This window comes from Lentilactobacillus kosonis (genome assembly GCF_003864335.1).
GTDB classification, from domain to species: Bacteria; Bacillota; Bacilli; order Lactobacillales; family Lactobacillaceae; genus Lentilactobacillus; species Lentilactobacillus kosonis.
Window position 1 is genome coordinate 116,907 of sequence record NZ_BEXA01000003.1, and the last position, 22,935, is coordinate 139,841.

General features: G+C 38.3%; 16 protein-coding genes and 5 pseudogenes. 8 read left to right on the forward strand and 13 right to left on the reverse strand.

Features of this window, described 5'->3' with window-relative positions:
- Positions 1–223: 223 nt before the first annotated feature.
- Both NBRC111893_RS06015 and NBRC111893_RS06020 read left to right on the forward strand, forming a co-directional pair.
- Positions 224–1,075, forward strand: a complete 852-nt coding sequence (locus NBRC111893_RS06015; protein WP_125008365.1) for a DegV family protein — start codon at positions 224–226, stop codon at positions 1,073–1,075.
- Positions 1,076–1,097: 22 nt separating this feature from the next.
- On the forward strand, positions 1,098–1,598 hold the full coding sequence (locus NBRC111893_RS06020; RefSeq protein WP_125008366.1) for a DUF1836 domain-containing protein: 501 nt from the start codon (positions 1,098–1,100) through the stop codon (positions 1,596–1,598).
- Positions 1,599–1,635: 37 nt separating this feature from the next.
- Here the strand turns inward: NBRC111893_RS06020 and NBRC111893_RS11250 are convergent.
- Positions 1,636–1,749: pseudogene (locus NBRC111893_RS11250) on the reverse strand (peptidoglycan endopeptidase); the annotation flags it as partial.
- 115 nt (positions 1,750–1,864) lie between these two features.
- Positions 1,865–2,791, reverse strand: a complete 927-nt coding sequence (locus tag NBRC111893_RS06030) for a spore germination YkwD domain-containing protein (protein ID WP_125008367.1) — start codon at positions 2,789–2,791, stop codon at positions 1,865–1,867.
- A gap of 309 nt (positions 2,792–3,100) precedes the next feature.
- Between NBRC111893_RS06030 and NBRC111893_RS06035 the strand changes: the two genes are divergently transcribed.
- The 4 genes from NBRC111893_RS06035 to NBRC111893_RS11260 all read left to right on the forward strand — a co-directional run bounded on the left by NBRC111893_RS06035 (position 3,101) and on the right by NBRC111893_RS11260 (position 7,275).
- Complete coding sequence (locus NBRC111893_RS06035) at positions 3,101–3,649, forward strand: MarR family winged helix-turn-helix transcriptional regulator (RefSeq protein ID WP_125008368.1); 549 nt, start codon at positions 3,101–3,103, stop codon at positions 3,647–3,649.
- Between the two features lie 122 nt (positions 3,650–3,771).
- Positions 3,772–5,487: an ABC transporter ATP-binding protein gene (locus NBRC111893_RS06040; RefSeq protein WP_125008369.1), complete on the forward strand. Its 1,716-nt coding sequence runs from the start codon at positions 3,772–3,774 to the stop codon at positions 5,485–5,487.
- 93 nt (positions 5,488–5,580) lie between these two features.
- Positions 5,581–6,249 carry an ABC transporter permease gene (locus NBRC111893_RS11255; RefSeq protein WP_225417610.1) on the forward strand — a complete coding sequence of 223 codons (669 nt, stop codon included), beginning with the start codon at positions 5,581–5,583 and terminating at the stop codon, positions 6,247–6,249.
- A 27-nt stretch (positions 6,250–6,276) separates the two neighbouring features.
- A complete protein-coding gene (locus NBRC111893_RS11260) occupies positions 6,277–7,275 on the forward strand; it encodes an ABC transporter ATP-binding protein (RefSeq protein WP_225417612.1) in 999 nt (332 codons plus the stop codon).
- Between the two features lie 73 nt (positions 7,276–7,348).
- Here NBRC111893_RS11260 and NBRC111893_RS06050 read toward each other — a convergent pair whose 3' ends face one another.
- From NBRC111893_RS06050 to mmuM, 3 genes are all read right to left on the reverse strand, one after another.
- Positions 7,349–7,930 carry a hypothetical protein gene (locus tag NBRC111893_RS06050; RefSeq protein ID WP_125008370.1) on the reverse strand — a complete coding sequence of 194 codons (582 nt, stop codon included), beginning with the start codon at positions 7,928–7,930 and terminating at the stop codon, positions 7,349–7,351.
- Positions 7,931–8,073: 143 nt separating this feature from the next.
- The gene (locus NBRC111893_RS06055; protein ID WP_125008371.1) at positions 8,074–9,480 is read right to left on the reverse strand and encodes a C69 family dipeptidase; all 1,407 of its coding nucleotides are present in this window, start codon (positions 9,478–9,480) and stop codon (positions 8,074–8,076) included.
- A 97-nt stretch (positions 9,481–9,577) separates the two neighbouring features.
- Positions 9,578–10,540 (reverse strand): homocysteine S-methyltransferase, encoded by a 963-nt coding sequence (gene mmuM / locus NBRC111893_RS06060; protein ID WP_125008372.1) that lies wholly within the window; start codon positions 10,538–10,540, stop codon positions 9,578–9,580.
- 87 nt (positions 10,541–10,627) lie between these two features.
- Between mmuM and NBRC111893_RS06065 the strand changes: the two are divergent.
- Positions 10,628–12,041: pseudogene (locus NBRC111893_RS06065) on the forward strand (amino acid permease).
- Positions 12,042–12,089: 48 nt separating this feature from the next.
- Here the strand turns inward: NBRC111893_RS06065 and guaA are convergent.
- The 4 genes and pseudogenes from guaA to helD all read right to left on the reverse strand — a co-directional run bounded on the left by guaA (position 12,090) and on the right by helD (position 17,992).
- A pseudogene (guaA, locus tag NBRC111893_RS06070) lies at positions 12,090–13,641 on the reverse strand (glutamine-hydrolyzing GMP synthase).
- Between the two features lie 82 nt (positions 13,642–13,723).
- Complete coding sequence (gene coaA, locus NBRC111893_RS06075) at positions 13,724–14,647, reverse strand: type I pantothenate kinase (protein WP_125008373.1); 924 nt, start codon at positions 14,645–14,647, stop codon at positions 13,724–13,726.
- Positions 14,648–14,853: 206 nt separating this feature from the next.
- Positions 14,854–15,684 (reverse strand): magnesium transporter CorA family protein, encoded by an 831-nt coding sequence (locus NBRC111893_RS06080; protein ID WP_160114453.1) that lies wholly within the window; start codon positions 15,682–15,684, stop codon positions 14,854–14,856.
- A 10-nt stretch (positions 15,685–15,694) separates the two neighbouring features.
- Positions 15,695–17,992, reverse strand: a complete 2,298-nt coding sequence (gene helD / locus NBRC111893_RS06085; protein WP_125008375.1) for an RNA polymerase recycling motor HelD — start codon at positions 17,990–17,992, stop codon at positions 15,695–15,697.
- A 190-nt stretch (positions 17,993–18,182) separates the two neighbouring features.
- Here helD and NBRC111893_RS06090 point away from each other — a divergent pair, with 190 nt between their 5' ends.
- Positions 18,183–18,836, forward strand: coding sequence for a histidine phosphatase family protein (locus NBRC111893_RS06090; RefSeq protein WP_125008376.1), 654 nt, complete (start codon positions 18,183–18,185; stop codon positions 18,834–18,836).
- A 52-nt stretch (positions 18,837–18,888) separates the two neighbouring features.
- On the opposite strand, the pseudogene NBRC111893_RS06095 reads toward NBRC111893_RS06090, so the two are convergent.
- From NBRC111893_RS06095 to opp3b, 4 genes and pseudogenes are all read right to left on the reverse strand, one after another.
- A pseudogene (locus NBRC111893_RS06095) lies at positions 18,889–19,847 on the reverse strand (ABC transporter ATP-binding protein).
- Positions 19,847–20,944 carry an ABC transporter ATP-binding protein gene (locus NBRC111893_RS06100; protein ID WP_125008377.1) on the reverse strand — a complete coding sequence of 366 codons (1,098 nt, stop codon included), beginning with the start codon at positions 20,942–20,944 and terminating at the stop codon, positions 19,847–19,849. The pseudogene NBRC111893_RS06095 and the gene NBRC111893_RS06100 overlap by 1 nt, the downstream one beginning before the upstream one ends.
- An 11-nt stretch (positions 20,945–20,955) precedes the next feature.
- The gene (locus NBRC111893_RS06105; RefSeq protein WP_125008378.1) at positions 20,956–21,987 is read right to left on the reverse strand and encodes an ABC transporter permease; all 1,032 of its coding nucleotides are present in this window, start codon (positions 21,985–21,987) and stop codon (positions 20,956–20,958) included.
- A gap of 12 nt (positions 21,988–21,999) precedes the next feature.
- Positions 22,000–22,917 (reverse strand): annotated as a pseudogene (gene opp3b / locus NBRC111893_RS06110) (oligopeptide ABC transporter permease).
- Positions 22,918–22,935 lie beyond the last annotated feature (18 nt).

Genomic DNA, 22,935 nt, shown 5'->3' on the forward strand with positions numbered 1-22,935 from the left:
CTCACATTATTTTGATTAGCCGGCTAACTAAATATAACACAGGTTAATTTTGGACGCAACTATAAATAAAAGTTTTTATGCTAAGGTATAATCTCCAGTAAATCCGCTAAATTCATTATTTATTCACGAAGTAGTTTCCTGAATAAATGTTTTAGTATTGACAACTGAATTATGTAGTTTAGAATACTACATAATTATTAAAACTAGATTCAGGAGATACATTATGCAACCTAAAATTGGATTATTAGTCGACTCTGCCTTAGATATTCCTTCAGAAGTAGCAGTCCAAGATAACGTAGAAATCGTACCTTTAGTAGTGACTGTCAAGGATTCAGAATTTCTTGATCGGGAGACTATTACCCCAGACGAAGTTTATCACTGGATGGATCAGGATATCGTGCCTAAGACGGCCAGCCCCACAATTGAATTAGTTTCAAATTCAATCGCTAAATTAACTGCTAAAGGTTTCAAAGAAATCATTGCTATTACAATTTCAAGTGGTCTTTCCGTAACGAACAATGTCTTTAAACAGGCCACTGTGTTATATCCGGATATTAGCATTACTGTAATTGATTCAAAAAACATTGGGATTGGTGGTGGATTAATTGCCACTTACGCGGAAGATTTAATTAATAATCAGCAATCTTTCGGTCGAATAATCAAGGCCGTTAATCAGTCGGTTGCCAAAAGTCACGTATATTTTTACATTCCGTCATTAAAATATTTACGACTTGGTGGTAGAATTGGACGAGTAGCAGGAATAGTTGGTTCAGCACTAAGTATTAAGCCAATCATTTCTTGTAACCCAGAAGGAATCTATTATCCGGTTGCTAAGGCTCGATCCGAGAAAAAAGCAATCGATAAGTTAGTAAATCTCGCATTAGACGATACTCGGGGACATTCCCAAATTAGAGTTGCCGTTGCCCAAGGAGCTGATCCCGAATTAATGCAGACAGTCACTGAAATGATTCGTTCTCAGTTACCAAACCAGTTTGTCTATAATGGCGATGTATCTCCTGCCTTGGGAGTTCATACAGGTCCTGGCTTAGTGGGCATTGCCGTACAAATTGATTAAACCTGTAAAGGAGCGATGCTTGGTGTCAAACCCTAATTCACAGACACCCCAGTTGCCACTATGGCATGAATTACCAAATTTTAGTTTGCATTTGGATCAAGTCATTGACATTACTAACACATATGTAGAACCAATTGTTGGTGAGAGACTAACAAAGACCATGATGCACAACTATTTTAAATCCGGCGTTTTAGTGTCACCGCAAGGAAAACTATATGGCCAGATTCAATTGGCCGGTGCAATCATTGTTGACTTATTAAAGAAGATTTTTACTCTCAGCGAGATTTCAGCTGGATTAAAAATCATGCTCAAAGACACATCGCCTCAGACTGCTTACGACACTTTTGTAAATATCTTTAATGAACAGGCCAGTCGAGAATCGCTTAGTTCAAAAGCGCTAACCAACTTGGATATTGAAACTGCCACCCCAATTATTCAGATGGAATATGCGGCAGTGGAATCAATTCTGTTCTGGTTGGACTCACGGAAAATTTTATATGATAATATCGATGCAGAAGTATAAAAAAGGAACGGCCCTTATATGGGCCGTTCCTTTTTTATTAGATAAATGGCCGCTTAATTCCAGCGACGTAAGATCTTTGACCATTCCTAATTGGTTGAACCATAATTTTTGGTAGTGGCCATGATTCAATAACTTGGCCACTACCAAGGTAATCATTAACGTCACCATACTAGTAGGATCCATGAATTACGGTTTTTCAAAAATTGTCACAGCCTTCTTAGTTATGTCAATGACCGATTTAATAAGATTATTAAGGTTCAATATTACTATTTAATGCCTAAGACATATAAAGAAACTGACTTATTTGTATTAATGTCAGCCACTCTACCAATTCCAATAGTATTCACCTTTGACTTAAATAGATAGTTGTCTTTCATCTCTCTGTTTGTTTTATTAAGCACCTCAGAACTGACATCAAAATTGGCCAGTTGTTCAGCTAAGCTAACATTTGGGAAGCTTGCTCCACTATCATCATCCAATACGTCATCTAAACTATTTTCAACTTCATATGTCTTAGTAATTCCAGAAACGTTTGTCGATTCAGCTAAATCAAAGGCATCGGGCTGTTCATCATCCGTATAGTGGGGCTGATTTTCCCATGCTAAATCGTCATAAACCTGCTCTTGAGCAATTCTATCATACTGGTCATCTTCTTTAATTGGCTGAAGTCCACGATTTTCTCGTTCGTAATTTAATAAGGATAAGAACTTACTTCGATATTCTGTTAAATTAAATGCATCTTGAGAAGTCATTGAATTATTCGTTGTTGTAATTGTATTTGTTGTATTGGTGCCTGAAATTTGTGTATTGCCGGTGCCGGTATTCGTAGTTCCATCATCATTAGTTGTGGTCACAGCGGTTACTGGTACCTTAGCTGGTGTAACATCCTTCCTAGGATCATTTACTTTCACTAACCAATTAGCATATACCCACCCACTAACCTTGCCGTTAGTAATGTAGCCATACCACTGATTTTTACCGTTCCGTTTAAACCGATACTTCTTAGTGAACTTAAACGTTATTCTTTTATATTTTGAGTGACTCAAGTTAGCAACTTTTTTATTTAAATTAGTATTCGAATACAAATATCCCTTACGCACTTTTACATATGTATTACTTGGTTCTTTAATTCGTCTGATAATCACAGGCTTTTGAAATTTTACTTTAGCATGCGAAGGCATTGGATTTGTCACACCTCCAACTACAATGATGCCTCCAATAATGATACTTAATACTTTTTTTTTGCACGGTAAACTCTCCCTCAAAGTAAGTAATATGGATTTTTTCAATCCAAAATTTAATTATACTTGCTTACCCATAAAATGCCTACTTTTCAAAAAAATAAATTTAAATAAATTTGAGTGGCAAAACCTTTATAACAATGGATTTCAATTACATGCGCAAAACAATCAACAGGTACCTTTTATAAAATCCTTGCATTTTTAACAGGTACCTTTTTATAATATGTTTTCGAAAGGTACCTGTTGAAAGGAGAAAAAATTATGAGTTTGACTAGTAAGGACCTATACCGAAAATTATTACAATTTCAATGGTTGATTAATCGAAAGCAAACCCAGACTACCAAGACCAATGGTCCCCTAGCCGACACAACCCGTGGTCAAGGCAGAGTAATTGCAACATTAAAGGTCCAGGAAGAACTAAGCACTAAAGGATTAGCATTTATATTACGTATCAGTGTGCCGTCCTTAAATGAATTGCTTAGCAAGCTTGAAAAAGGGGGATATATTTCCCGAACCCCTTCTGAAAGCGATCATCGAGTGATGATTATTAGGTTAACTGATAAGGGAAAACAAGTTAAACAAAATAGTATGGATTATGATGATATATTTAAATCCCTTAACGATGAAGAAAAGATTGCATTCGCTGCTTCACTCAGTAAACTAGTGACCTCTTTGGAATCAGATTTAGGAACTGCATCTGACGATAATCAAAATGCATTCCTCAATAAATCATCAGATCCATTAAGTGCAGAGCAATTCGATGAATTTCTTGAAGCTCGGAAGAATAAGCCAGATCAATCTAAAAAATAAATAATATCGATCTAATCACAATCAAAAGCGTTGCTGTAGCAATTCTGCAAAATTGCGACGCTTATTTTTTATACCCAAATTTCATATCATGGCACTGATTTCTGCCATTCGGAGGAAAAATAATGTTCACTCAAATTAAACGATTACCAATTTTTCAAACGATAATTGCCATTCTGTTCTTACTAGTTCAATCAGCAACTTCCCTATATCTACCATATATTACTGCGCGAATTATTAACAACGGTATCGCAAAAGGCAACACAAATTACATTTGGCTGCAAGGTGTCATCATGATTGGCGTTGCCATAATTGGTCTCATAGGTTCAATGCTTAGCAGCTGGCTATTCGTTAAAATCAGTTACACCGTTGGTGGCGAGATTCGCTCTGATTTATATCGTAAAATCCTGAGCTTCTCCAAAGCTGAATTTGACATCTTCGGTTCAGCGTCATTGATCACTCGAAATACTGATGATGTCAATCAAATTCAAACTCTCATCCAAACTGGAACTCAATTTTTGTTAATGGCTCCTATCCAAATGATTGGTGGGATTATTATGACTTGGGTTCTGTCACCAAGATTTGCAATGGTATTTATTATTGCCATCCCATTCTTAGTAATAATTTTCGCAGTGATTTATAAGAAGGTCTCCCCCATTTATGGAAAAATTCAATTTTTCCTTGATAAATTAAATCTTACCTTCCGTGAAGGGCTCACAGGAATTCACGTGATTCGCGCCTTCAATAAAGAAACATCCGAATTTGAAAAATACAGTAACTTGAATAAAGCATATGCTAAAAACTCAGTTGTCGCCGGGACTATCATGGGATTCTTCATTCCAGCATTATCATTAATTCTTAATTTTGCCGCTCTTTTCATTGTCTGGTTGGGAGCTCAATTTGTTACCAACGGAACCATGAATGTCGGTAATATTGTCGGAGCCGTTAGTTATTCCACCCAGATTATCTCTGGCTTCGCAACCATTAGCTACATCATTATGATGATTCCTCGAGGACAAACATCAGCAAACCGAGTCAATGCTGTCCTAAATCAACCACTGTCAATTGATGACAATGGAGTCAACGCTGAAGAATCAACGGATAAAAGCTTGGTATTTGAAAACGTTGATTATCGATTTGAAGGAGCCGAGAAGAAGGCCCTTTCTGATATTAATTTCTCGGTTAAATCTGGTCAGACTTTAGCAATCATCGGTTCAACCGGTGATGGTAAGTCAACACTCGTTAATTTGATTTCCAGACTATATGACGTGGAAAGCGGTCAGGTGATTTTGAATGGCGCCAACGTCAAAGACATCTCACAAGAAAAGCTTCATGATCAGATTAGTTATGTTCCTCAAAATACAATGCTGTTCTTCGGCACGATTCGGTCAAACATGCTAGTCGGTAAGCCAGATGCTACCGATGATGAAATCTGGCAAGCATTAGAAATGGCGGAAGCTAAAGGATTCGTTGACGCATTAGATAATGGTTTGGACAGTATGGTCGCAAAAGCAGGTGATAACTTCTCGGGTGGTCAAAAGCAACGTCTATGTATCGCCCGGGCTTTACTCAAACAAGCCGATGTCTATGTATTTGATGACTCATTCTCTGCTCTCGACTTTAAAACTGATACCGCCGTTCGATATAATATGAAAACTCGGACCGACTCTGCTATGACCATCATTGTTGCTCAACGAATTTCAACCATCACCACTGCTGATATCATAGTTGTCCTTGACCAAGGAACGGTTGCTGGCTTAGGTACTCACGAAGAACTAAAAGAATCGAACCCGGTATACCAGCAAATCATGAAATCACAATCATACCAGGAGGCAAAATAACACCATGCAAAACTTTAATCCAAGTTCACCTGCCCATCTATCTATATGGACAAGCATCAAGAAGTTAAGTAAGTACCTTAAAAATCAACTTGGTTGATCATTTTAACTGTTCTATCAGTTATTCTTGGAACCGTCGCCTCCGTATTCTCGCCCAAAATATTGGGTGATGCCACTAACATTATCTTTGCAGGGGCACACAGACAAGGTGGAATTAATTTTTCATCATTGGAGACTACCATCTGTATCCTAGTTGGTTTATATGTAGTCACGTTCTTAACTTCATTCTTACAACAACGCTTCATGGTAGTGATTACCCAAAGCATTACTCAACGAATGCGGCGTGATTTGCGAGCTAAATTAAATCGTTTACCAATTAGTTATTTCGACCAACATCAAAACGGTGAGCTGATGAGCATCGCCACCAATGATGTTGATAATATTGTGAACGGATTCCAACAAAGTATCACTAGCATCATTTCAAGTGTTATTACTTTTGTTGGGGTCTTCATCATGATGATTACTATTAGCCCAATCCTCACGCTAATTGTTTGTATTATAATTCCAGGAATGGTGCTAATCACTAGAATCATTACTCCTAGAACTCAACAATATAATATGAATTACTTTGGCTCACTCGGTAAATTAAATAGCCAAGTTGAAGAAAGCCTCCAAGGTTTTACCGTCATTAAAAGTTTTAATGGTACCAAAAACGCCTTTAAAAAATTCGACTCCGCAAATGAAGCCATGGTGAAAAATGGTTGACTTGCCGCCTTTGTAGGTAGCTTAAGTATGCCAGTAATGACCTTGCTTCAAAATGTGGTTTATGTATTAGTGGCTGCTGTCGGATCTGTTCAAGTTGTTGCGGGCAAATTATTATTGGGTAATGTCCAAGCATTCCTTCAATATTCAGCACAATTTTCATCCCCATTAATGCAAGTATCTCAAGTTTGGAACACCCTGATTTCAATGCTCACATCAGTTGATCGCATTTTCGCCGTGCTTGATGCCGATGAAATCGATGAAACATTGGGAGAATATCCAGATCAACCTGACAAGGATAGCAAGGTGGTCTTCGAACACGTTCAATTTGGTTACGATGATAATAATCTGTTGATGAAGGATTTCAATATGAACGTGAAGCCTTCTCAAATGACAGCCATCGTTGGTGAAACTGGTGCCGGAAAGACCACCATCATTAACTTGCTGGAACGATTCTATGAAATTAATGATGGTTCATTGAGAATCGATGGTAAAGATATTCGAAATGAATCCCGCCACGATTTAAGATCCAAAATCTCAATCGTCCTTCAAGACACATGGTTATTCTCTGGGACCATATTTGATAACATCAAATATGGTAACGAAAAGGCCACCGATGAAGAAGTATATGCTGCTGCTAAAGCTGCTTACGCGGATGACTTTATTGAAAAATTACCTGATGGTTACGATACAGTCCTAAACGAAAATGCCGACAATATTTCTCAAGGTCAACGTCAATTACTAACAATTGCTCGGGCATTTATTGCCAATCCAGATATTCTAATTTTGGACGAAGCCACTTCCAACGTCGATAGTCGAACTGAATTGATTGTTCAAGAAGCAATGAAACGACTATTAAAAGACCGAACCAGCTTCGTTATCGCCCATCGATTATCAACAATCTATGATGCCGACCAAATTTTGGTTATGGATCACGGAGACATTGTTGAAACTGGGACGCATACTGAATTGCTATCGCATGATGGCCCATACCATCAGTTATACGATAGTCAATATGCAACTAACTAGTTGCCACAAAATAACCCACATTAGATAAATTATCTGATGTGGGTTATTTTTGTAGCTATTTAATTATTGAACTCTATTTAATCCATTCTTCTGCTTTATCGTAGACTGGCTTAACTGTTTCAGGCTTATCAGAACCAATGCCGTCATTACCAATCTTGCCACCTGCTTTAATCCGAGTGTAAGCTAACCAGCGGTATGATACCCGCAGTCCCTTCAACAAATCTTGATCGATGTGCAAATCAGTTCCTGGAACCACTGGAGTTAATGTATCAGCGTTATCAATACTGGTGAGGTCACTAATCTTCCAAACATCGCCACGCTTTTCAACTCGGTAAACTAAGGTCATGAATGATTCAACGATTGCATCATCACCATCTAAATCGACCCAATGACGAGTTGTTGACGACAATTCAACGTATGCCCGATTGCCATTTTGATAAACCAACGGGGTGCCAAAAGTCCCCACCATTGGCTTACTGTAATCAAAATCAACTGGATGACGACCAACAAAGGTGTCGTGAGCTAATCCGCTTTGCCAACTGGTGGTGACTGTTGCGTCATCCCAATAAGAATTCGCCAAAGCATCATCCAAATGCTTGCCCCGTGCTGATCGTTCCTTTAAAACTAACTGACTAATTTCTTCAAAATCTGTCATGGTTATGCCTCCGAATTATTATGGTCAAATTATAGGTTTACGTTTATTAAGTGTCAATTAATACTTAATCACATTAATCACCCAAAAAGACCTCATCCCAAATTGGGTTGAGGTCTTTATTGTTACGATATAATCAATAATCTTTAGTCATTCAATGTGAATTGAAGTTTCATCTTAGGTTCGCCTAATGCTAGCATTTGACCTAATAATGTGTTGGCATTTTTGACATACAGGTCTGCCATCTTTTGGTTAACACTTTCAAGATAACTCTGAACATCACTTTCTGAATCATGGTTAGCATCAGCGTCAATTTGGATATGGCGACATTCAGCAACTGTATTTTCTTCAAAAAGGTTCTCTTGATCTTCATACAAACCAAAGTTATCATCACCCATGAGGGCCATAACATTGGTTAACCAGTATACCTTAGTAGGATCGGTTTCTGGTTTGGTATCACGATATGATGCCGGCGTGTCTTTAACGTTAGCATAGAATGGCACCACCGCATTAAAGGTGTTAGGACCAAAGGCTAACCAATGGATACCAGCAATTTCTGCTGGCACATCATTACGAATTTGTAAGATATGCAATTCTTGGTTACGGTTAATTCCAATTGGGCGGAATTGCTTCTTTTCAACCTCAGTCCCAGTCCCATAAGGGTCAAATGGCGTATTTTGGTAATGGGAACTCAAAACAAACTTAAGATCCTCAACGCTGATTTTTTTATCAGTTCGGCAAATAAATGGCAAATCTTGGTCGATTGGTTCATTGTCGATTTCAGGATTAAAGTACATTTGACCATACCAAGCTCGAGGGTTGTTATAACGAGTATCCTTGATAGTCGAACTACCAAAGATATGGCGCAAGTTAACCCCTTCTGAATCAGGGTTTAAGTGATATTTGTTAATTAATTCAGGTAAATCATCAGCGAAAATTGTATCAGCTGAATCAAAATCATAATCGTCAATGTTAAAGCGATTAGGAGCAATCACATAGGCATCATCAGGAATCTTAATGGCAGCCCAATGGTGACCGGCGATTGATTCGAAGTACCAAACTTCATCCTTATCAGAGAAAGCCATCGCGTTAGTTTCATAAGTTCCGTATTGTTCGAGCAATGCACCTAGGCGTTTGACTCCTTCACGTGCGGAGTGGATGTAAGGCAAAACTAAGGTTGTAAAATCTTCTTCACCTAAACCACTATCAACTAATGGATCAATCCCTAAAATTCGAGCGTTAGTAGTAATAGTTTCAGTCGCGGTCATCGCAACATTTTCACTATTAATTCCGGCCCCTGCCCATACCCCATCTTTTGTGATGACATCAGGCGTGCTGGTATAGCGCATTGGATCATTTGGTAAGTCCATCTCTGCAGTACTTAATTTAGACTTGTAGTGAGTTGGCTGATCTTCCGGATTAATCACAACGAAACGTTGCGGATTTAATGGCCCCGCCCCATCTTCATTTCTAGCAATCATAGTTGAACCATCGATTGAAGCATCTTTACCAACTAAAATCGTGGTACATGAACCTTTTTTACGTTTTGTCATTTTAATTTCACTTCTCCTATATTCAGAGTACGGGTACATTGTAGTCCCTGAGGGGTAAAAAGGCGATAGGGTTTAGAAAATAAAAAAGTAATATGAGTCACAATCTCGTTTCGCCATTCACTACTTTAGCAACCTCTCGAATGTCACTTGGAGTAGTTCTGCAGCATCCGCCAATCAATGACGCTCCAGCAGCTAACCATTTTGGTACTAAATCCTCAAAGGAATTACTATTTGGATTGGAAATCCAAGTTTTAGTGCGCGGATCATAAATATCACCATTATTTGGATACACAATTACTGGCTTACTAGTATTCGGAATAATTACCTTAATCGTGTCTTCGATATTATCCATCGACGTACAATTCACACCAATGGCACTAATTTGGGGATTACTTTCAAAATATCTAATCGCTTCAACTAGAGGTGTTCCATCACATAAATGTTCAGTGTCTTTGATACTAAACGTAATCCATGCGGTTAATTCTGGGAATTCATCCTTAAGTATTTTTGCTAGAGCTTTAGTCTCCTCGAAATTTGGCTGAGTTTCAAATGCAAACATATCAACTCCAGATTGAGCTATTAGTTGCAATCTTTTGATATGAAAATTTCGATACTCCTTTTCGGATAGTTTATATGCCCCAGTATACTCACTTCCATCCGCTAAAAAAGCTCCATATGGTCCAATACTACCAGCAACGATAGGACTAAAATTTCGCCGTTGTTTAATTCTACTATCCAAGTTTGCGTAAAATTTATCTCTAGATTCAACTGCTAATCTAACTGCATCAGTAATTAACTTTTCACTTTGCTGCTCAGTGAAACCAGCATCCATAAAACCTTCGACATTGGCTTGATACGTATCCGTAATTGCAATATCTGCCCCAACATTAAAGTAACTAGTATGAACAGATATTACTGCTTCAGAATTATTAATTAATGCCGTAGCCGACCACAATTTATTACTGGTATCGACCCCATGCTTTTCCAATTCAGTTGCCATCGCTCCATCGACTACAATTGCTTGTCGATTTTTTAATCTGGTTCTAATAGGATTATCCATTATTCACCTCCGCAGAATTTTAGGTTGTAACTTTTCGAATTTTAGTGCATTCTTTAATATATCAGACTCTAATCATTTTATATTAAAATGAGAAAAAATCAATTACAAGGAGGAAATATTTTGGAAGAAAAGCCACATGTAGCGCTTAAGCGTAAGATGGAATCTCGCCATCTTCTAATGATTTCCTTAGGAGGAGTTATTGGAACTGGGTTGTTTTTAAGCTCTGGATATACAATTCATGAGGCAGGACCAATTGGAACAATTCTTGCATACGCAGTTGGCGCACTCGTTGTCTATCTAGTGATGCTATGCTTAGGCGAATTATCTGTCGCAATGCCACAGACCGGTTCTTTTCACGTATATGCATCTAAATACATTGGTCCTGGGACTGGTTTTACTGTCGCAATTTTATACTGGTTAACCTGGACAGTTGCATTAGGATCAGAATTCACGGCAGCCGGTCTTATTATGCACACATGGTTTCCTAATTCGCCGACTTGGATTTGGAGCTTACTATTTATGATCGTAATTTTCATCTCGAATGCATTATCCGTCAGATTCTTCGCTGAAACCGAATTTTGGTTTTCTAGTATTAAAGTTATCGCCATTATTTTATTCATCATTCTTGGAGGATTAGCAATTTTTGGTATTCTACCAATCAAGGGATATTCACATGCACCCATGTTTCACAATTTAGTGAAGGATGGAATTTTTCCTAATGGTATCAAAGGGGTTTTTACTACCATGCTAACCGTTAATTTTGCGTTTTCTGGAACCGAATTAATTGGTATTACAGCTGGTGAAACCAAAAATCCTGAAAAAAACATTCCCAAAGCAATCCACACCACTTTATTACGTTTAATTATTTTCTTCATTGGCAGTATTACCGTCATGGCAGCTTTGATTCCTTGGCAAAAAGCTGGAGTTAATCAGAGTCCATTTGTACTAGTTTTTAAAAGCATTGGCTTACCATTTGCAGGGGACTTAATGAATTTTGTAGTCTTAACTGCCATATTATCAGCTGCAAATTCCGGCCTCTATGCATCAACTAGAATGCTATGGTCACTCGCAAATGAAGGCATGATTCCAATCAAATATGCCAAAACTAATTCTAAAAGGAGTTCCCATGATTGCATTAGTTCTTAGCATGACTGGCGGCGTCTTAGCTCTTATCTCCAGCGTAGTAGCTGCATCAACAGTATACCTAGTGCTAGTTTCAATATCTGGACTGGCAGTAGTAATTGTTTGGATGGCAATCGCATATTCTGAAATTAATTTCAGAAAATCATGGCTCCAATCTGGCCACAAAGTTGATGATTTAAAATTTAAAACACCCTGGTATCCATTAATTCCTTGGGCAGCATTCATCATGAGTTTTCTATCTTGCATTTTAATTATATTCGACCCAACACAAAGACCAGCATTATTCTACATGATCCCGTTCATTATTGGATGCTATGCCGTCTATTATGGTAAAAATAAATTTACGCGAAGAAAATAGCCATACAAAAAGAGCTCTCCCCACGGAGAACTCCTTTTTGTATGGGATTTATTCCCATTCAATTGTCGAAGGTGGCTTGCTCGTAATGTCATACACTACGCGGTTAATCCCATCTACTTCGTTTACCATTCTAACGGAAATCTTTTGCAAGACATCCCATGGAATTCTAGCAAAGTCAGCGGTCATCCCGTCAACTGAGTTAACTCCACGAATAGCGATTGTATAGTCATAAGTTCGACCATCACCCATTACCCCAACTGATTTGAATCCAGGGAGCACAGTAAAGTATTGCCAGATATCACGATCCAAACCGGCCTTAGCAATTTCATCTCTTAGAACAAAATCACTATCACGAACGATCTTTAGTTTATCTTCAGTAACTTCACCGATTACTCGGATTCCCAAACCAGGTCCTGGGAATGGTTGCCGCCAAACAAGTTCTTCAGGCATGCCTAACTCTTCACCGATTGCCCGAGCCTCATCCTTGAACAATGATTTCAAAGGTTCGATTAATTGGAAGTGCATGTCTTCTGGAAGGCCACCAACATTATGGTGAGACTTGATAGTTTGGGCAGTATCAGTCCCTGATTCAATCACATCAGTGTACAAAGTACCCTGAGCTAGGAAATCAATGCCATCTAATTTTGGGCTTCATCGTTAAATACTTGAATAAATTCATTACCAATAATTTTACGTTTCTTTTCAGGATCAGAAACCCCGGCAAGTTTTGATAAGAATCGTTCTTGAGCATCAACTTTAATGATATTCAAACCGAATTTACCGGCTAGACTATCCATTACTTGGTCAGCTTCATACTTTCTGAGCAAACCATGGTCAACGAAAATACTAGTTAATTGGTCACCAATTGCCTTGTGCAAAGCACACCAACAACTGATGAATCAACTCCACCAGAAAGGCCTAATAAGACCTTCTTGTCGCCAACAACTTCACGAATATGGTTAATTTGTAAATCGATGAAGTCATTCATTGACCAATTAGCTTCAGCATTACAAACATCAAACGCAAAATGCTTGAGGATGTCATTACCGTATTTAGTATTACGAACTTCCGCATGGAATTGAATCCCATAGAATTTACGATCTAAATCTTGCATAGCTGAGATTGGACAATCTTTACTAGTAGCAACTGATTCAAATCCTTCAGGGACTTTAGTAACCAAGTCACCATGACTCATCCAAACTGGTTGCTTTTCAGGAAGGCCTTTAAATAAGGTAGCATCATCTGCAGTAATTTCAATATCTGCATGCCCATATTCACTATTTTCAGCTTTCTCAACGCCACCATTAAGGGTATAAGCCATAATTTGCATTCCGTAACAAATTCCAAGAATTGGAATTCCCAGCTTGAAAATATCTGGGTCGACTTTGAATGCACCATCTGCATAAACACTGTTTGGACCTCCAGAGAAAATAATTCCCTTAGGGTTCATTTCTTTGATCTCTTTTGCGGACAATTTATGAGATTTTAGTTCAGAATATACGCCTAAATCTCTAATCCGTCGAGTGATCAATTGGTTATACTGGCTACCAAAATCTAGCACCAGAATCTTATCAAAAGTTGATAAATCAATGTTTGCCAAGTTTTCCACCCTTTCAAAATTAATATATCTATCATAAATGATTAAACGCTTCCAGGTCAACCATCAATTAAAACACAAACAATCAGTACTTTCTCAAGTATAATCGATCAATACTATGACCAATTGATTTGTGCATAATCATATCAGCTCTGGAACGGGTTGGCAAAATATTTTCCTCAAGATTAGGCATATCAATAGTTTGCCAAACCCGCTTAGCCATGTCAAAAGCCTTACTGCGTTCACCAATCGCATACTGATGATAATAATTATCAGGATCTCGAAAAGCTGTATCAATTAGTTTGCCAAATCGTTCAAGATACCACTTTTCAATCAAATCAGGATCGGCATCCATATAAATTGAGAAGTCGGTAAAGTCGGAAATATAAATTTGCTGATTCTGCGGTAACTGCAGGGTATTGATTCCCTCAACAATTAAAACATCTGGTCGATTAATTACCTCAAACTGATCTGGAATAATGTCATACACTTGATGTGAATACACGGGAGTCTTGATTACTGGAACCCCTGATTTAACGCTATTTAAAAACCCAATCAAGGCCTCCATATCGTAACTTTCAGGAAATCCTTTCCGATCTAAAATGCCACGTTTTTTTAACTCGTCTGTTGAATATAAGAATCCATCAGTAGTGATCAATTGCACGTGTTCCCCAGTAAAATAGTGGGTCAATAATTCTTCTAACACCCTAGCCGTCGTTGATTTACCAACCGCAACACTTCCAGAAATTCCTATAATAAATGGCACATTTCTAACCGGTTTATGTAGAAAATGGGCTTTCGTAGTCTGCCACTCAGAAAAATTTTCCTTTTGCAATCGAATCATATGAATCAATGGCGTATAGATGTCAGATACATCCTGCAATGAAATCTGATCGTTAAAAGCTTTAATGTGTTTTAATTCGTTTTCAGTTAATGGTAATTCAGTATCAGGATAAAAGTTTTTCCACTCATCCTTACTAAATGAATAATAATTAATCAATTCAGCCATAGTTTATCTCCGAAGTTTTAGTCCCATAAATTATAACATTATTATTAGTTGGGATTCGTAGTTGAACTGTACTTTATTTTGAAATAAAAATGTGACTACTAGCTTCAATTAAGAAGTCAGTAGTCACATTTTAAATTAATTTCGTTGATGAATATTTAACACAATTGCTCCGATTACAATTAATAAAAGTGACCAGCCAATCGTAATTAACCATCCGCTTGAAACAAGCGGTAGCTTAACGTTTGCCCATAGAAGCCAAATACCAATTGTGGTAAAGCCAACAAAATTGAGTAAATCGTCAATAATTTCATCGTATTGTTCAAGTCCGTATCCAAAACACTCTTATACGCATCAGCAACATGGGAAATCACGTCGCTAGCCATATTTGCCATTTCTAGCCCCTGTTGAAGCTCAATGACATCATCTTCAATCATCTCTAGTTGATCATCAGATGCGCGCATTTCTTTTGAATGCTGCAAGTCTGTTAGTAAACTGGTATTTGATCTCAACGACGTCAAATAATAAACTAACTGGGTCTGTAAACCTGTCAATTGTGTAATTGAAGATTTATTAACCCGCTTTTTCAAACTTTTCTGGAGTCGTTGCCTCGAAGTATCAATTTTATGAATCACATTGAAATAACTTCCCGACAGCATATACATTGCCCTTAAAACGACATCTAATGGTTCATCTTCAGGTTGAATTTTTTTGATAGTCTTAATGCGATCAGTAATAAAGTGGGTATTACTACTTGTGAACACAATTAATTTGGATCGGTTAAACAAAAACATCACTGGTGCTGTTGGATCTAACTCTGGGTTGCGATCACTTGAATCCATAACTGTGTCATAAATGATAGTCATCAAGTTAGCATCTTCATCATATTCCATCCGAGCTCGTTCATCATAATCGTATGCGTAACCCAAATGCTCATCCGTCACACCATATGAATTTTTTAGGTGTTGCTTTTCCTCATCATCCGGATCCACAACATCAATCAATTCACAATTTTCAGATAAATTATCAAATCTAATCACGACGCTCGCCTCAATCTTTCAGCTGGTAAAGTGCTGGGTTAACTTTGTCGAACAATGGCGATAACTCACCAACTGAGATAATTGTTAATCGATGCATCGCTCTAGTGCAAATTGTATAAACTAATTGGCGATCATCTTCAGCGGCATAATTGTCCTTCGATGCATTCCACATAATAATACTATCAAATTCCAATCCCTTAGCGAGGAATGATGGCACAATAATAATTCCGTTAACTAGTCGTTGGTTTTCAGTCCGCACAAAGGTTGCTCGCACTCCAGCGGCTTTAAGCTTCTTGGATAGTTGTTCACACTCCTCGAGCGTCTTACCAATAATTGCAGTGGTCTCATGTTCAGCCACATTCGTAGCAGCTTGTTGCTTCAAGGTTTCAATGGCGGCGGTTTCATTAGGCGCAATTGAAATCACCGGCACCTCGCCTTCCCGGTTAAATGACTCGATTGCGGCACCATCATCCAAGATTTCCTTAGTAAAGTCCGTAATTTGAGCAGTTGACCGATATGACTTAGTTAATTGGACAACACTAGTTTTATCACGATCAAACATCGCACTTAACTCATCTAATAATTTGTGACTATTCTCATGAGTGAAGATTGCTTGGTTCAAATCACCTAAAACAGTGAATCTAGCTCGTGGGAAATTGAACTTCAAGAATGCTAACTGGAACGCTGAATAATCTTGAACTTCATCAATAAACAAGTAACGAATATCTCGTTCGCCACGTTTTCCAGTCATTAAATCATATAGGTAAAGGTATGTTGTCGCATCATCAATCGAAAGCTTACCATTTTTAAGTCGGTCAATCGTGTTCTCAACTACTTGTTTCCAATCATCCTCAGTAAGACCATATTCACCTAAGTTAATAATTTGAGATAAGCTTCTCATCATATGAACAAATTGGTTATTCATACTCAAGAAATGGTTACGGTTAATTTGTCGTTGCACTTTTCTGAATGACTTAATGACAATTTGTCTCGCTAAGAAATTGAATTCTTTATCCGCATTTTCAATTTCTTCTTCCGCGTCAGCATGCATCCGTTGAATATCTTCTTTAGTTAAGTTTTGCACGGCTTCTTCGACCCAGTCCTTTTTCATTTCAGCCCGGACCTTGCGATTTAAAATCTTAAGAAGTGATTCCTTAGTTGCTGACAATCGATTACGAAGGTTATAGTTTTCGTTAAAACCATAGTAAATTTCTTCAATTTTTTCCTTAGGAATCAACACTTTACCTTGAAATACCAAGTTTTTAAAGCGCATATCTTCCTTGTTTAAATGATTAGCGTAGGCACTAACCGCCTTGAAGTAATCAAGACTCCCTTTAATCTCATTAACCTGACGGGCATTACCAGTAAACTGTTCATCAAAGCGTTGAGATAATGTTTCGACTTCAATACTTGGTAGTCGATGTGAACTATATTGATAGAACGTCATCTGCACCATGTTTTGTTCACCAAGTTCTGGTAACACCTGGTTAATATAATCATTGAATAATTGGTTAGGGGAAAATAAAATGATTTGTCCCGAATGGAGTTTCCCTGAATATTGATATAACAGATAAGCTACCCGTTGTAGCACGGCAGCCGTCTTTCCTGAACCAGCAGCCCCTTGAACAAATAACAGTTCTGAACTAGTATCACGGATAATCTTATTTTGCTCTTTTTGAATTGTGGTAACGATACTCTTCATCTTAGTGTCAGAATGGCCACCAAGCGCATCAAGAAGCATTTGATCGCCAACGACCTCTTCAGTATCGAACACCGTTTTAATATTACCGTCCTCAATCTGGAACTGACGTTTTAGCTGAACGTCAACCGTTTGGACGCCATCTGGAGTGTCATATGACACATCCCCAATACCACCGTTATAGTAAATACTAGAAATTGGTGCCCGCCAATCATAAATCAAATAATGATCAGGACGGTCAGTAAATGAAGCCATCCCAATATAAATGGTTTCCGGTTTAGCTTCGCCCGTTTCTTGAAAATCGATTCTAGCGAAGTATGGATTTTTCTCTAACTTGGTTAATGTTGCTAATTGCTTAGCAGCATATTCTTGACGATTTTCACGTTCAGCAAGCATTTGTTGTTGCTGTCTAATCGACATTGCCGTTTCCATCATACCGCTGTAAGTATCAGTTTTTAATCTAACATCGTTGCTGAAATTTTCATTAATCCCCTTAATATCTTTCTTAGTAGATTTCACCTTACTAGAAAAGTTATTTTCGGCAACTTTGATTTGATCAGTAACATGATTAAGATGTTGCTGTTCTTGGTCTTTAATACTATCTGCCATATTCTTTCCCCCTAATAACTTGACTAAATAGTTTATCATAGTTAGCCGTATAATTCAAAAAAATGCGATAATGTCGCGGTTTTTTACCGATTTAATTTCACAATTTCAAATTGGTATACGCCACATAACCACGGCACATATGGTAAAATGATAGTGCTTTCAACCAAATGTATACATTGGAGGAATTTTAATGACAATTTCACTATACTTTGTTCGCCATGGCCAAACATTTTTAAATAAGTATCACCGAATTCAAGGCTATGCTGACTCGCCCTTAACTGACAAGGGAATCAATGATGCTGTTGATGCTGGTCGTCGCTTAAGTAAAGTACCTTTTGCTGCTGCTTATGCTAGCGACGCTCGCCGTGCAGTTCAAACTGGTAAGCTAATTTTAGCGGAAAACCCTGTCGCAATTGACACCCCCACAGAGCTCAGTGAACTAAGAGAGTTGAACTTCGGTTACTTTGAAGGAGAAGACGACGTCAAGACTTGGCATACAATCGGAGGTCCCATTGGAGATAATTCATTCCACGAGATGATTAGTCGGTATGGCATTGAAGCTGCTGAAGATAAAATTGCCGCAGCTGATCCTTACGGTGATGCTGAATCAGGTAGTGAATTCTGGCAACGGTTTGTTCCCGGAGTTGAAAAAATTATCGCCAATGCCAAAGATGGCGATCATATTTTAGTTGCGACTCATGGAACTTTGATTCGAAACCTAGTTAGTCACTGGAGTGATATTCCAGTCGATGTCTCAACTAAAAATGGTAGTGTTACTAAAGTTATCTGGGATGGCAATAACTATGCTGTTGAGTACTTTAATAACGTTTCTGATGAAATCTAATCAGAACAGCAAAAAGCGTTACGATATTTAATTCGTAACGCTTTTTTGCTATTTATTGATCAGTTTTTGGAGCGGCCATGGCCCGCTCTTTATACATTGGAATTTCGTCTTCACTTGCTCGAACCCAATGGTGGGGAACAATTTCTACAAGTTTTCTTTCCTTACCATCAAATTCTTGACTAGCATCATAGGCTTTTTGCACCCGTGTTCGTTCATAATCTGGATCAGGCACTGGCACAGCAGATAGTAAACTAGCTGTGTAGTCATGCAAGGATGTGCGTAAATTTCATCTGAAGATGCAATTTCTAGCATTCGACCATAATGCATAACCCCAATTCGGTCACTGATATATTTAACCATTGATAGATCATGGGCGATAAACAAATAAGTGAGGTTCTTTTCCCTTTGTAATTTCTTCAACAAGTTAACTACTTGAGCTTGAATGGACACATCCAAGGCAGAAATAGGTTCGTCCGCAATAATAAATTGAGGTTGTACCGCTAAAGCTCTGGCAATCCCAATCCGTTGACGTTGACCACCTGAGAACTCATGAGGATAACGACTTGAATGATCCTTATTCAAACCAACTGTTTCTAATAAATCTTCAACCTGTTTAGCCCGATCTTCCTTACTAGTTGCTAAATGATTAATATCGATTCCTTCAGCCACGATATCCTTAACCTTCATTCGCGGATTTAGTGAGGCATAAGGATCTTGGAAAATCATTTGCATCTCCCTGCGAAAGTGCTGCTGTTTTTCCTTAGTATTTAGCTTAGAAACATCCTGACCATCAAAGGTGATTTCACCATCCGTAGGTTCATATAGATGAATAATTGCTCTTCCAGTAGTTGTCTTCCCAGAGCCTGACTCACCAACTAGCCCAAAGGTCTCCCCTTCATACACGTCAAAACTAATGTCATCAACCGCATGAACTTCATTGGGCTTGCCAACGTTGAAGTATTGCTTTAAATGGCTAACTTCCAGTATTTTTCTGGCTTTTGAATAATCCATTAAAGTTGTTCCTCCTGTTCATTAACATGAGTTGTTATGTTTCGATCTCGTTCCTTAGCAACTAACTCAGCAAAATGTTTTTGACGTTCAATAATTGGTGCCGGTGGTGTCACTTTAGGCGCCCGCTCATCTAGTAACCAAGTAGCGGCGTAATGCGTATCAGAAACTTTAAAGAATGGTGGTTCCTGTTCAGTGTCGACTTTTAAAGCATAAGGATTTCTTGGCGCAAATGCGTCACCAACTGGTGGATCCAATAAATCTGGTGGTGTTCCTGGAATTGATGGTAATTCTGAGCCCTCGGTGTCCAAAGTTGGCATTGAGTTAAGCAACCCCCATGTGTATGGATGCTTAGGATTATAGAAAATTTCATCAACTGTTCCATACTCCACAATTTTACCAGCATACATAACGGCAACTCGATCTGCCATCCCCGCGACGACTCCCAAATCATGCGTAATGAAGATAATCGATGTATTGATTTTTTCTTGTAACTCTTTCATTAAATCTAAAATTTGGGCTTGAATCGTTACGTCTAAAGCCGTCGTTGGTTCATCGGCAATCAACACTTCTGGATAGTTGACCAAAGCAATCGCAATCACGATTCGTTGACGCATCCCCCCAGAGAATTGATGAGGATAGTTGTTGATTCGCTTTTCGGCGTCAGTAATTCCAACGAGTTTCATCATTTCTAACGCTTGAGCATAAGCTTTGTCTTTCTTCATTCCTTTATGAATCATTAATGGTTCCGCAATCTGCTTACCAATTTTCATTGTTGGGTCTAAAGAAGTCATTGGATCTTGGAAAATTTCGGCGATATCGCGTCCCCGAATCCCATCCATTTCCTTAGCAGATTTTTTAAGCAAATCCTGATCCTTATACATAATGGTTCCGCCAGCCACTTCAGCATTATTAGCTAATAATCCCATAATTGAACGGGTAGTAACTGACTTACCTGAGCCAGACTCGCCAACGATAGCTAACGTCTCGCCTTTACGCAGATCAAAACTTACATTTCGGATGGCGTTAACTTCACCTGCATAAGTCTTAAAGTTGATTTCGAGATTTCTAACCTCTAATATATCTCTTTCATTTTCCATCTCAAAATCACCTACTCTCTACTCTTGGGATCGAATGCATCACGCAAACCATCGCCAAGAATGTTAAATGCAATCATTAAAATCGAAAGTACAATTGCTGGATACCACATCTGATAAGGTAAGAATTGGAAATTCTTCTGACCATCACTAATCAAAGTACCTAGTGAGGCTTGAGGAGCACTAATTCCAATACCAATATATGAAAGGAATGCTTCATTAAAAATTGCTGTTGGAATAGTAAACATCATGTTAATAATGATGACGCTACTCAAGTTGGGCAACAAATGCTTAAATGCAATTTTTAATGGACTTTCACCTAGTGTGCGAGCAGCCAAGATAAATTCCTGATTTTTAAGCTCAAGTGTCTGAGCCCGCACCAACCGTGCCATGTTAATCCAACTGGTAATCGCAATGGCCAAGATAATTGCAGTCATTCCTGGCTTCAATACCAAGATTAAGAGCACCATAATGACGATATACGGAATTGACAGCATGATTTCAATAAACCGTTGCATGAAGTTATCAATACGGCCACCCTTCCAACCAGAAACAATTCCGTAGATAACTCCGATTGTTAAATCGAAGAAGCTAGCTGCCAATGCAATCCACAATGAGATTCTTGTCCCATAAAGAACTCGTGAGAATAAGTCCCGGCCTAAGTAGTCAGTTCCCATCAAGTAGTGAACGCTCTTACCTGCACCAGCTTGCGCGTACGCATCTACACGCGTTCCTGATTGATTTAAAGTTCCGTTGAAACCATTAATATCAACTCCCAAGATCTTAGGTGGTAAGTTTGCAAAATTAGGGTTGGTAGCATTCGGATTATGAGGTTGCCACAAACTCGAAGTAAATGCCAACAAAATGATAATGATCAACACAATTAATGCCGTCATTGCCGCTTTGTTCTTTCTCAAACGTCGCCACGAATCTTGTAAGAAGGTTAATGATGGTGCTGAAATTTTTTCGCGATCTAAGAAATCCTGACCAGTGTCAGAAATCAATTTAAAATCATCTGGGGATAATTTCTTAGCATTATCTGCCATTATTTTTTCCTCCTACTTATTAAGTCTAATTCGTGGATCAATGACCCCGTATAAGATGTCAGTAATCAACAATACAACACACAACAAGAAACTATACATAATGGTCAATCCCATGATGGTTGGATAGTCATTAGTCAATACTGACTTAACAAATTGCTCACCAATTCCGGGAATTGAGAAATATTTCAACAACCATTGAACCAGTCATGATGTTAACAGCTAATGGTCCAACAATAGTAATTAGGGGAATCAAACTGTTTCGTAAGGCATGATGATAGATAATACCAAACTTACTAAGTCCTTTGGACTTAGCCAGTTCAATATAATCAGAATTAAGGACATCCACCATTTCCGTTCGCATAAACCTAGCCGATTCTGCCAACGGGGCTGCCGCCAAAGCTAAGGTTGGCAAGATTGTATATGAGAAGCCTTGCCAATCAGCAATTGGGAAAAGTTGTAATTTAAGCCCCAAATAGTATTGAAGCAAGATTGCTAACACGAATGAAGGAATTGAGATTCCTAAAATGGCAATAATCGTAGAGGTAGTGTCAGCCCAAGTGTCCTTTTGACCGCACTGAATGCTCCCAGAACAATTCCGGCAATTACTCCAACGATCATTGCTTGCGCACCTAGTTGCAATGAGGGCCCAATTCTTGTACCAATTAAATATGAAACGGGTTGATCACTGAACTGGAATGAAGTTCCAAAGTTACCATGGACCACGCCGCCTAGATAAGCTAAATATTGATACCATAATGGTTTAGTTAGCCCATATTGCTCTTTAACTTGTTGAATCTGCTCGGGAGACATCTTCGCTTGGTTCGTAAATGGTGTTCCTGGCATAAATTTCATCAAGAAAAAGGTAATCGTTGTTACTAAGAATAACGTAACAAGGATATAAAAAATTCTCTTTCCGAGATACTTTACCATAAGAAATTCCTCTCATTT

Excerpts from the sequence above, each read along its gene's own strand:
- NBRC111893_RS06015 (WP_125008365.1), top strand. The coding sequence starts at position 224 with ATGCAACCTAAAATTGGATTATTAGTCGACTCTGCCTTAGATATTCCT.
- NBRC111893_RS06035 (WP_125008368.1), top strand. The coding sequence starts at position 3,101 with ATGAGTTTGACTAGTAAGGACCTATACCGAAAATTATTACAATTTCAA.
- NBRC111893_RS06040 (WP_125008369.1), top strand. The coding sequence starts at position 3,772 with ATGTTCACTCAAATTAAACGATTACCAATTTTTCAAACGATAATTGCC.
- NBRC111893_RS11260 (WP_225417612.1), top strand. The coding sequence starts at position 6,277 with ATGCCAGTAATGACCTTGCTTCAAAATGTGGTTTATGTATTAGTGGCT.
- NBRC111893_RS06050 (WP_125008370.1), bottom strand. The coding sequence starts at position 7,930 with ATGACAGATTTTGAAGAAATTAGTCAGTTAGTTTTAAAGGAACGATCA.
- NBRC111893_RS06055 (WP_125008371.1), bottom strand. The coding sequence starts at position 9,480 with ATGACAAAACGTAAAAAAGGTTCATGTACCACGATTTTAGTTGGTAAA.
- mmuM (WP_125008372.1), bottom strand. The coding sequence starts at position 10,540 with ATGGATAATCCTATTAGAACCAGATTAAAAAATCGACAAGCAATTGTA.
- coaA (WP_125008373.1), bottom strand. The coding sequence starts at position 14,647 with ATGGCTGAATTGATTAATTATTATTCATTTAGTAAGGATGAGTGGAAA.
- helD (WP_125008375.1), bottom strand. The coding sequence starts at position 17,992 with ATGGCAGATAGTATTAAAGACCAAGAACAGCAACATCTTAATCATGTT.
- NBRC111893_RS06090 (WP_125008376.1), top strand. The coding sequence starts at position 18,183 with ATGACAATTTCACTATACTTTGTTCGCCATGGCCAAACATTTTTAAAT.
- NBRC111893_RS06100 (WP_125008377.1), bottom strand. The coding sequence starts at position 20,944 with ATGGAAAATGAAAGAGATATATTAGAGGTTAGAAATCTCGAAATCAAC.
- NBRC111893_RS06105 (WP_125008378.1), bottom strand. The coding sequence starts at position 21,987 with ATGGCAGATAATGCTAAGAAATTATCCCCAGATGATTTTAAATTGATT.